This window comes from Novosphingobium malaysiense (assembly GCF_000802225.1).
Lineage (GTDB): Bacteria > Pseudomonadota > Alphaproteobacteria > Sphingomonadales > Sphingomonadaceae > Novosphingobium > Novosphingobium malaysiense.
Genome location: NZ_JTDI01000009.1, coordinates 106355 through 115371 on the forward strand (window position 1 = coordinate 106355; position 9017 = coordinate 115371).

At 64.8% G+C, this 9017-nt stretch carries 8 protein-coding genes; 3 read left to right on the forward strand and 5 right to left on the reverse strand.

Annotation, left to right across the window (positions count from 1 at the left end):
* Nucleotides 1-21: 21 nt before the first annotated feature.
* From LK12_RS22585 to LK12_RS22605, 5 genes are read right to left on the reverse strand one after another with little or no spacing between them, the layout of a single operon-like run.
* The gene (locus LK12_RS22585; RefSeq protein WP_039290158.1) at nucleotides 22-1455 is read right to left on the reverse strand and encodes an NAD-dependent succinate-semialdehyde dehydrogenase; all 1434 of its coding nucleotides are present in this window, start codon (nucleotides 1453-1455) and stop codon (nucleotides 22-24) included.
* 5 nt (nucleotides 1456-1460) lie between these two features.
* Nucleotides 1461-3053 (reverse strand): GMC family oxidoreductase, encoded by a 1593-nt coding sequence (locus tag LK12_RS22590; protein WP_039290159.1) that lies wholly within the window; start codon nucleotides 3051-3053, stop codon nucleotides 1461-1463.
* On the reverse strand, nucleotides 3050-4153 hold the full coding sequence (locus LK12_RS22595) for an NAD(P)/FAD-dependent oxidoreductase (protein ID WP_039290160.1): 1104 nt from the start codon (nucleotides 4151-4153) through the stop codon (nucleotides 3050-3052). Before LK12_RS22595 ends, LK12_RS22590 begins: the two co-directional genes overlap by 4 nt.
* A 7-nt stretch (nucleotides 4154-4160) precedes the next feature.
* Nucleotides 4161-4589, reverse strand: coding sequence for a PaaI family thioesterase (locus tag LK12_RS24045; protein ID WP_052223724.1), 429 nt, complete (start codon nucleotides 4587-4589; stop codon nucleotides 4161-4163).
* Nucleotides 4590-4596: 7 nt separating this feature from the next.
* Nucleotides 4597-5367 carry an enoyl-CoA hydratase/isomerase family protein gene (locus LK12_RS22605; protein ID WP_039290161.1) on the reverse strand — a complete coding sequence of 257 codons (771 nt, stop codon included), beginning with the start codon at nucleotides 5365-5367 and terminating at the stop codon, nucleotides 4597-4599.
* Nucleotides 5368-5557: 190 nt separating this feature from the next.
* Between LK12_RS22605 and LK12_RS22610 the strand changes: the two genes are divergently transcribed.
* From LK12_RS22610 to LK12_RS22620, 3 genes are read left to right on the forward strand one after another with little or no spacing between them, the layout of a single operon-like run.
* Nucleotides 5558-6694, forward strand: a complete 1137-nt coding sequence (locus LK12_RS22610) for an acyl-CoA dehydrogenase family protein (protein ID WP_039290162.1) — start codon at nucleotides 5558-5560, stop codon at nucleotides 6692-6694.
* Entirely contained in the window at nucleotides 6691-7659 is a 969-nt protein-coding gene (locus LK12_RS22615) for an acyl-CoA dehydrogenase family protein (RefSeq protein WP_052223725.1), read from the forward strand. The genes LK12_RS22610 and LK12_RS22615 overlap by 4 nt, the downstream gene beginning before the upstream one ends.
* Nucleotides 7660-7678: 19 nt before the next feature.
* Nucleotides 7679-8857, forward strand: a complete 1179-nt coding sequence (locus LK12_RS22620; protein WP_039290164.1) for an acetyl-CoA C-acyltransferase — start codon at nucleotides 7679-7681, stop codon at nucleotides 8855-8857.
* Nucleotides 8858-9017: the final 160 nt, after the last annotated feature.

A 9017-nucleotide genomic window follows, 5' to 3' on the forward strand; every position in this document is an offset into this window, starting at 1 on the left:
TGTCTTCCTCTCCCATTTTCTTCAGCTCGCGAGTGAGACAAGCTTCGTGTCGAGATAGGCCTGCAGCCCTTCGGTGCCGCCTTCCGAACCGTGTCCGCTCTCGCCGACACCGCCGAACGGAGCCTCGGGCGTGGAAACGGCCATGGTGTTGATCCCCAGCATGCCGGTCTCTATCCGGTTCATGAGCTGGCGCGCCGTACCGAGGTCACGCGTAAAGGCATAACCGGCGAGCCCGGCGTCCACGTTGTTGGCCAGTTCAATGGCTTCGTCCAGAGTCGAGAATGGCATGACCGGCAAGATCGGGCCGAAGCATTCATCGCGGAAAAGCATCGCATCGGTCGGCAGCCCGGAAACGACGGTCGGGCGGAAGAAGTGGCCGGCATTGCCTTCGCGCTTGCCGCCGGTCAGCACCGTGCCGCCCTTGGCATGGGCATCGGCAATGAACTCTTCCATCGCATCCACGCGCCGCGCGTTGGCCAGCGGGCCCATGCCGGTATCGGCCTCGAGCCCCGAACCCAGCCTCAGCCCCGCGGCATAGTCCGCCATGTCGCGGGCGAACCGCTCGGCCAGGCTTTCGTGGACGAAGAAACGCGCCGGGCTGACACAGACCTGCCCGGCATTGCGGAACTTGGCGCCGCTGAGCGTGGCGATGGCGGCGTCGTAATCGCAATCACCGAACACCAGAACGGGTGCATTGCCGCCCAGTTCCATCGTCGTGCGCTTGGCCCCTTTGGCGGCGAGACCCATCAGGTGCTTGCCGATAGGGGTAGAGCCGGTGAAGCTGATCTTGGCGATCTCGGGTGCCAGGATCAGCTGCTCTGAAAGTTGCGAGGCCGGTCCAAAGAGCAGCTGGGCACAACCTGCCGGCAATCCGGCCTCATGCAGGGCGCGCATGATTTCGACGGCGCAACCCGGCGTTTCGCTCGACGCGCGCACGATGACCGTGCAACCGGCGGCGAGCGCGGCGGAAATCTTGCGGGCGGGGCACAGCGCCGGGAAGTTCCACGGCGTGAACACAGCGCACGGCCCCACCGGCACCTGCATCACGATATGCTCGGTCGAGGGGAAGCGCGAACGGATGGTGCGGCCATAGACGCGGCGCCCCTCTTCGGCGCACCACTCGAAAATCTCGATCGCATGGGTCCATTCACTGCGCGCCTCTACGAGCGGCTTGCCCTGCTCGAGCGTCATGACATTGCACAAATGGTCGAGACGATCGCGCATGATCTGTGCCGCCTTGCGCAGGATGCTGCTGCGCTCGAGCGGGCTGGCGATCGACCAGCTTGCGAAAGCCCGCTTCGAGGCAGCCAGCGCCTCGTCCACCTCAACCTCGCCCGCATGAGGCAATTCGGCGATCGTCTGCCCGGTCGCCGGATCCGTCACCGCCTCACCGGCGCGCGCCGCATCCTTTCCGACGAAACGGCCATCGATGTAGAGTTCAAGGTTCGCGTACATGGCTTTCATCCTTTTCGGTCGGTGCGGATCATGTCGGCGGACTTCTCGCCGATCGCGATCACCGCGGCATTGGTATTTCCTGAAACGACAGAAGGCATGATCGAGGCATCCGCCACGCGCAGCCCTTCCACACCCATGACCTTGAGCGAGCCATCGACGACCTTGCCCAGGGCGGCGGTACAGCTCGCGTGATAAATCGAGCCGGCCGTCTCGCGCGCATAGGCCAGCAACGCGGCATCATCGGTGATGGCGCGGCCCGGGATCAGTTCCTCGCGGTACTCGTCGGTTATCGCAGACTGGGCCATGATGTCCCGGATGATCTTCATGCCCGCGACGACGTCGTTGCAGTCCTTTTCGCTGGCAAGGAAGTTTGCCTGGATGGCCGGAGCCGCGCAGGGATCCCGGCTCGTAGCATGGACATACCCCCGGCTCGTCGGCCGCAATGGACAGGCGGATACCGTGAAACCGGAAAACGGGTGCAACTGATCACCCATCTTGGTCGTCGAGAAGGTGATGAACAGGCACTGGATATCGGGCCGCTCGTCTGCGGCGATGGCGGAGCGAAAAAAGCCGCCGGCATATCCAGCCGATACCGTGAGAGGCCCCTTGCGCGAGAGCGCGTACTTGAGACCCACCCCGGCCATACGTAGCGGGTTACGCATATCGTCGTTGAAGGTAATCGCGCGCGCTGCCTTGTAGACGAAGCGGACCTGCAGGTGGTCCTGGAAATTCTCGCCCACCTCCGGATTGTCGTGGACCAGGCCGACGCCCAGCTTCGCCAGACGTTCTGCCCCGCCCACGCCCGAGAGTTCGAGCAGCTGCGGCGTGCCGATCGCACCGGCGGCAAGGATGACTTCTCCATCACTGCGTGCGGACTGGCGTGCGCCCTTGGCATCGTATTCGACCCCCACGGCGCGGCGCCCTTCGAACAGGACGCGGCGGACCATGGCCCCGGTCACGATCGAAAGGTTGGCGCGGCGGCGGACTTCCGGCGTGAGGTAGGCCACCGCGGCACTGCACCGCCGGCCCTTGCGCATCGTCGATTGGTAATAGCCGACGCCTTCCTGGCGCTCCCCGTTGAAATCGCTGTTGAGGGGATAGCCGGCCTGCTGACCGGCTGCGATCCAGGCATCGCACAGCGGATGCGGCTCGCTGGGATCGGACACGGCCAGTGGGCCGCCCTCGCCATGCCAGGTGTCGGCGCCGTGCTGCTGGTCCTCGGCCTTGCGGAACCAGCCCAGCATGTCCTCGTAGTCCCAGCCCCGGTTCCCCGCCGCGCGCGCCCAGCCCTCGAAGTCGGCCGCTTGCCCGCGAACGTAGAGCAGGCCGTTGATCGAGGACGATCCGCCCAGGACCTTGCCGCGCGGCTGGTTGATGACGCGCCCGTCCAGATGCGGTTCGGGCTGCGACTTGAACAGCCAGTTCAGCCGCTTGTGGTTGAATAGCTTGCCATAGCCGAGCGGAATGTGAATCCAGGGATTGGTATCCTTGGGTCCCGCCTCCAGAAGCAGGACCTTCACATTCGCATCCTCGCTCAGCCGCGCGGCAAGCACGCAGCCCGCGCTCCCGGCACCGACGATGATGTAGTCCCAGCTCATGCCAGCTTCCCTACGACGCGTTCGGCAATGGCCAGCGAAGCCGTCAGACCAGGGCTTTCGATCCCGAACAGGTTGACCAGACCTTCACAGCCATGGTCGGCCGGACCGGAAATGATGAAGTCGGCGGCAGGTTCACCCGGGCCGGACACCTTGGGCCGCACCCCGGCATAGCCGGGCTGCAGGCGGTCGGGGTCGAGCTGCGGCCAGATCCGTTTGGCAGCAACGGCAAACTTGGCATGGCGGCCGGGATCCACGGTGTAATCGACCGTGTCGATCCATTCGACATCCGGACCGAACCGGGCCTGCCCCGCCAGATCGAGCGTCAGATGGGTTCCGAGCCCACCCGCCTCGGGCACCGGATAGATGAGGCGCGAGAACGGAACCTTGCCCGAATAAGTGAAATAGACACCTCGTGCATAATAGATCGGAGGCACATGCGCGGGATCCAGGCCTTCAGTCGCCTGCGCCAGCGCCTGCGCTGCAAGCCCAGCCGAATTGACGAGAACCGGCGCGCTGACGACCGGTTCATCCATTCCGTCCATCCAGACCTGCCACAGGCCATCGGCCCGCGTGATCCGCGAAACCGGGCTCCCGACCGCCAGCATGGCATCATGGGCTTCGGCCTCGCCCAGCAGGGCAAGCATCAGCGCGTGGCTGTCGACGATCCCGGTCGATGGCGAAATCAGGGCGCCCGCGCAATCCAGCTCTGGCTCGAGCGCGCGTACCGCCGTCCGGTCGAGAAACTGCAGGTCGGTCACGCCGGCCCCACTCGCGCGCTCGACAATTCTGTCGAGTTCGCCGAACTGGCTCTCGTCATGAGCGAAGACGAGCTTGCCTAGCCGCTTGTATGGCACTCCGCGCGCCTCGCAGAAGGCATAGAGCATCTCCTTGCCCTCGACGCACAACGCGGCCTTGAGAGAACCTTCCGGGTAGTAGATGCCCGCGTGGATCACTTCCGAATTGCGGCTGCTGGTCCAAGATCCGAAGAGGGACTCTCCTTCGAGTATCAGCGCAGGCTTGCCGGCCAACGCCAAAGCGCGCGCCACCGCGAGGCCGACAACGCCCGCCCCAACGACTATGGCTTCGACGCGTTCGGTCATTTCAGGTTTAATCCCGCGGCGGCGTATGCCGCATGGTCATTTCGAGCTGGGCGCATAAGTGGCGTTCGCCGTCCCGTTCGACGTAGACGTCCGCCCCGGTAAAGCTGATCGCACGCCCCGATCGTGTAACCCGTCCTACCGCGACGAGCCGCTCACCCTGCGCCGCTCCAACGTAGCGAACCGAATGGTCGAGCACGAGGTTCGTCCACCCTTCCGCCGCTGCGGTAGCCCCACTGTAGGACGCGGCGATCTGACCGATTGCACTGGTAATGGCACCTTCGAACCAGCCCGGCGCATGTTCGAATTCCGGCCGGTGGGCAAGGGAGAGGATCACAGCGCCCGGGCGCGCCTCGACGACCTCGAAGCCGAAGAAGCGCGCGTAGTTCTTGTCGAGCTTTCGCGCGACCTCCTGCGTTATGTTCTCACCAATCGCCATCGGCTGATCAGGCCCCGCGGTATGCGGGCTTGCGCTTTTCCTTGAACGCGGTGGAGCCTTCCTTGAAGTCCTCGGTCCACGTCATCAGCGCCTGCACCGTGATCTCGTAGTCGAGCGCCTCATCGAAGGTCTGGCCGGGGGCCGCATCGAACTGGCGCTTGATCTCGGAGAGAGCAAGCGTCGGCGCCTTGACGTATCCGGCCGCCATTTCCTGCGCCTTGGCCAGCGCTTCGCCGGCTGGGACCGCTTCGAGCGCAAAGCCGAGCTGCGCGGCCTCGGAACCGCTCACAAAGCGCCCGCTATAGGCAATTTCCTTGGCGCGCATGACACCGACATGGCGCTCGAGCAGCCAACCGGCTCCGGCGTCCATGGCCAGACCGATGTGACGGAACGCGAACTGGAAACGCGCGTTTTCGGCGCACACGATGAAATCGCACGATAGCGCCATCGCAAAGGCCATGCCGATGCAGACACCCTCGACCGCGGCGATCACCGGCTTTTGTGTATGCGCGACCGCGCGCACCATCCTGGTTCGGGTCCGCGCATTGCCCAGATTGCCACGAACACCCCCCTGCCCCATCTCGCCGACATCGGCACCGGCTGCAAAGTCGCTGCCCGCTCCGGTAAGGATGATGGCCCGAATTTCATCATCATCCTGAAGCTTCTGGAAAACCTCCTGAAACTGCTCACGCATGGCGAACGTGATCGCGTTCTTGCGCTCGGGACGATTGATGGTGACGGTGGCCACACCACCTTCGACGTTCACATCGACGGACATTGATTGAACTCCCTTGATCTTGGGCCTGTTTGACAGCGGCCTAGCACTAGTCGGTTTGGAGGTGACCCCTTTGAGCGTGTTCGGCGGCGCTATATCGCTTCTGTGATAAACGTATAACATCTGTTGGCGCTCGCGAGTGGATCTTTAAACACGGATTTCGCAATGCATTCATTCCTGATCGAGAAGACTCTTGCAGACTTTTGTCACTGAACCACTCGACTGGCCCGCCACCGCGCCCGAGCTGCGAAACCAGGTGCGCACGCTGGTTGCAGAGCATGGCAATGCAGATCCTGTCGCGCGCGCGAACAGCTGGGCCAAGCCCGACCCGGAATTCAGCCGCAAGCTCGGCGCGGCCGGGCTGATCGGCATGATCTGGCCGAAAGAATTCGGCGGCCACGAACGCTCGCCGCTTGAACGCTACGTTGTCCTTGAGGAGCTGCTTGCCGCCGGCGCGCCGGTCGGCGCCCACTGGATCGCCGATCGGCAAACCGGCTCACTTCTGCTGCGGTACGGCAGCGAGGAAGAGAAGCGGCGCTGGGTCCCCGGCATGGCGCGCGGCGAAGTCTATGCCTGCATCGGCCTGTCCGAACCGAACTCGGGCTCTGACCTGGCCTCGGTGCGCACCAGTGCCCGGCGCGATGGCGATGACTGGATCGTCTCGGGCCAGAAGGTCTGGACCACGAACGCGCACAATGCCCATGTCATGATCGCGCTGGTCCGGTCCGAAGCCGGATCGGAGCGCAACCAGGGCCTCTCGCAGTTCGTGATCCCGATGGACGCGCCTGGCCTGACGGTAAACCCGATCATCGACCTTGCCGGCGGCCACGATTTCAACGAAGTCTTCCTCGAGGACGTGCGGCTGCCCTCCACCGCCCTGCTCGGCACCGAAGGCAACGGGTGGAAGCAGGTCACCGCCGAACTCTCGCTCGAACGCTCGGGCCCTGAACGCTACCTTTCGTCGATGGCTCTGCTCGTCGAGCTCATCCGCTTTGCTGGCGACAAGGATTCCGAGAGCCTGCGTGCGCTGGTCGCACGCCTCGCGGCGGAAACCTGGACGCTGCGCCTAATGAGCGCCTCGGTCGCCAGCAAGATCGCCCGCGGCGAGGATCCCGCGCTCGAAGCGACCATCGTGAAGGACCTGGGCAACAGTTTCGAACAGGCCATGCCCGAACTCGTTCAGGCGGCAGTCGATATCGATCCCGCCGGCCCCGAGGCGCTCGGCCTCGTGCTGGGCCACCTCCTGCAGACCTCGCCGTCCTTCTCGCTGCGCGGGGGCACGCGGGAAATCCTCAAGGGCATCATCGCACGGGGGCTCGGGTTGAGATGAACGACGAACAGCGCATGCTGGCCGATATGGCCGGCGATCTCTTCACCAATCTTGGTCCAGATGCCGCGATGAAGGACCACTGGAGCGCGATCGAGGAAGTCGCCCTTACCGGCCTTCTTCTTCCCGAGGATAAAGGTGGCTTCGGGGGGAGTTGGGGAGACGCCCTGATAGCCTTCCGGCTGGCCGGATATCACGCGCTCGGCCTCCCGGTGGTCGAAGCCGTCGTTGCCGCAGCTCTCACGCAGCGCCCTGAAGGACGGGGCACGATTGCCAGCCGCACCGAAGGCACCGTTTCCGGCGTCACGTTTACAGGACGGATCTCGGGCGCCTGCCTCGCATCGGGGGCCGATTACATCGTCGCTCCCTGCCCGGAAGGCGGGTCGATGGTGCTGTCCGTCGCCGATGCCAAGGTTGAAGCACACGAAAACCTCGCCGGTGAAGCGCGCGACGGCCTCGTATGCACAGGCACCTCCGTGGAGCGGATCGAGGCCGATGTCTTCGCCTTCGGCGCCCTGGCCCGCGTCGCGCAGATCGCCGGCGCGCTCGATGCCGCGCTGGAAAAGGCAGTGAACTACGCCAACGAGCGCCAGCAGTTCGGCCGCCCGCTGGCAAAGTTCCAGGCGGTCCAGCAGAACCTTGCCACTTTCGCCTGCGAAGCGGCAGCCGCCAATTGCGCCGCGATGGGCGCGGCACAAGCGATGTCTCGGGGCGAGGCGCCCTTCGAAATCGCCGCCGCCAAGCTGCGCGCCAACCGCGCAGTCGGCATCGGAACCGCGCTGGCCCACCAGGTCCATGGCGCGATCGGCTTCACCGAGGAATATCCGCTCCATCCGCTGACGCGCCGCCTGTGGGCATGGCGCTCGGAATTCGGCAACGATTCCGTCTGGGCCGAGAAGCTGGGCCAAACGATCGTGGCGCGAGGGGCCGAGAATTTCTGGGCCGACCTGACGGCCCTCACCGGTTAACCAGAAGGAACACATCCTCATGACAGACGCCGTCATCGCCGCAACCGCGCGCACGCCCATCGGCAAGGCCGGCCGCGGTGCCTACAACCGTCTCGATGGGCCCGAACTCGGGCGCATCGTCATCGAAGAAGCCGTCAGGCGCGCCGGGCTGGAAGGCACCGAAGTCGAGGACGTCATCCTCGGCGCCGCGCGGCTCGAAGGCCCGCAGGGCGGCAACGTCGCCCGCATGTCCGCCTTGCGCGCCGGGCTCCCGGTTTCGGTCCCCGGTGTGTCGATGGACCGCAAGTGCGCCTCCGGCCTCAACACGATCGCCTATGCTGCGCAGCGCATCCTCGCCGGCGAAGGCGACATCTTCGTGGCCGGCGGTCTCGATTCCTGCTCGCTCGCCCTACCCAACACGCGCGAGGATGGCCTCGAGAACCCTTGGCTGGCCGCCAACGTACGGGGCATCTACGATTCGATGATCCAGACAGCCGAGACGGTGGCCAAGCGCTATGGCATCAGCCGCGAGGCGCAGGACGAATACTCGCTGCAGAGCCAGATGCGCATCGCCGCCGCGCAGGAAGCGGGCTCTCTGGATGCCGAAATCGTGCCCGTCACGACCATCAAGGACATCAAGGACAAGTCCGGCGCCGTGACCGGGCAGGAAGAAGTGACTTTAACGAAGGACGAGGGCAATCGGCCCTCCACCACACTCGAAGGGCTTTCCGGGCTCCGCACCGTGGTAGAGGGCGGCTGCATCACCGCGGGCAACGCCAGCCAGCTTTCCGACGGTGCCAGCGTCTGCGTCGTCATGAGCGATGCCGAAGCCAGCCGCCGCGGGCTTGAACCGCTCGGCGTGTTCCGCGGCTTCGCGGTCGCCGGTTGCGAACCTGACGAAATGGGCATCGGCCCCGTCTACGCCGTGCCCAAGCTGCTCGAACGCACCGGCCTGAAAGTGGACGACATCGGTATTTGGGAACTGAACGAAGCTTTCGCGGTTCAGGTGCTCTATTGCCAGGAAAAGCTCGGCATCGATCCGGCAAAGCTCAACGTCAATGGCGGCGCGATCGCGATCGGTCACCCCTTCGGCATGAGCGGCTCGCGCATGGTGGGCACGGCCCTGATCGAGGCAAAGCGCCGAGGCGAGAAATATGCCGTCGTCACGATGTGCGTGGCGGGCGGAATGGGCGCGGCGGGCCTTTTCGAAGTCGCCTAGCGAAACCGCAGGACACATAAACCAGTAGACCGGCACCACCCTTCCGCCGCCGTCAACGCGGCATGCGGACAAGCGCGGTCGCCGATTGCCGGTAGAATTTGAAGGAGAACAAGCATGAAACTCCTCGTGCCCGTGAAGCGGGTGATCGATTATAACGTGA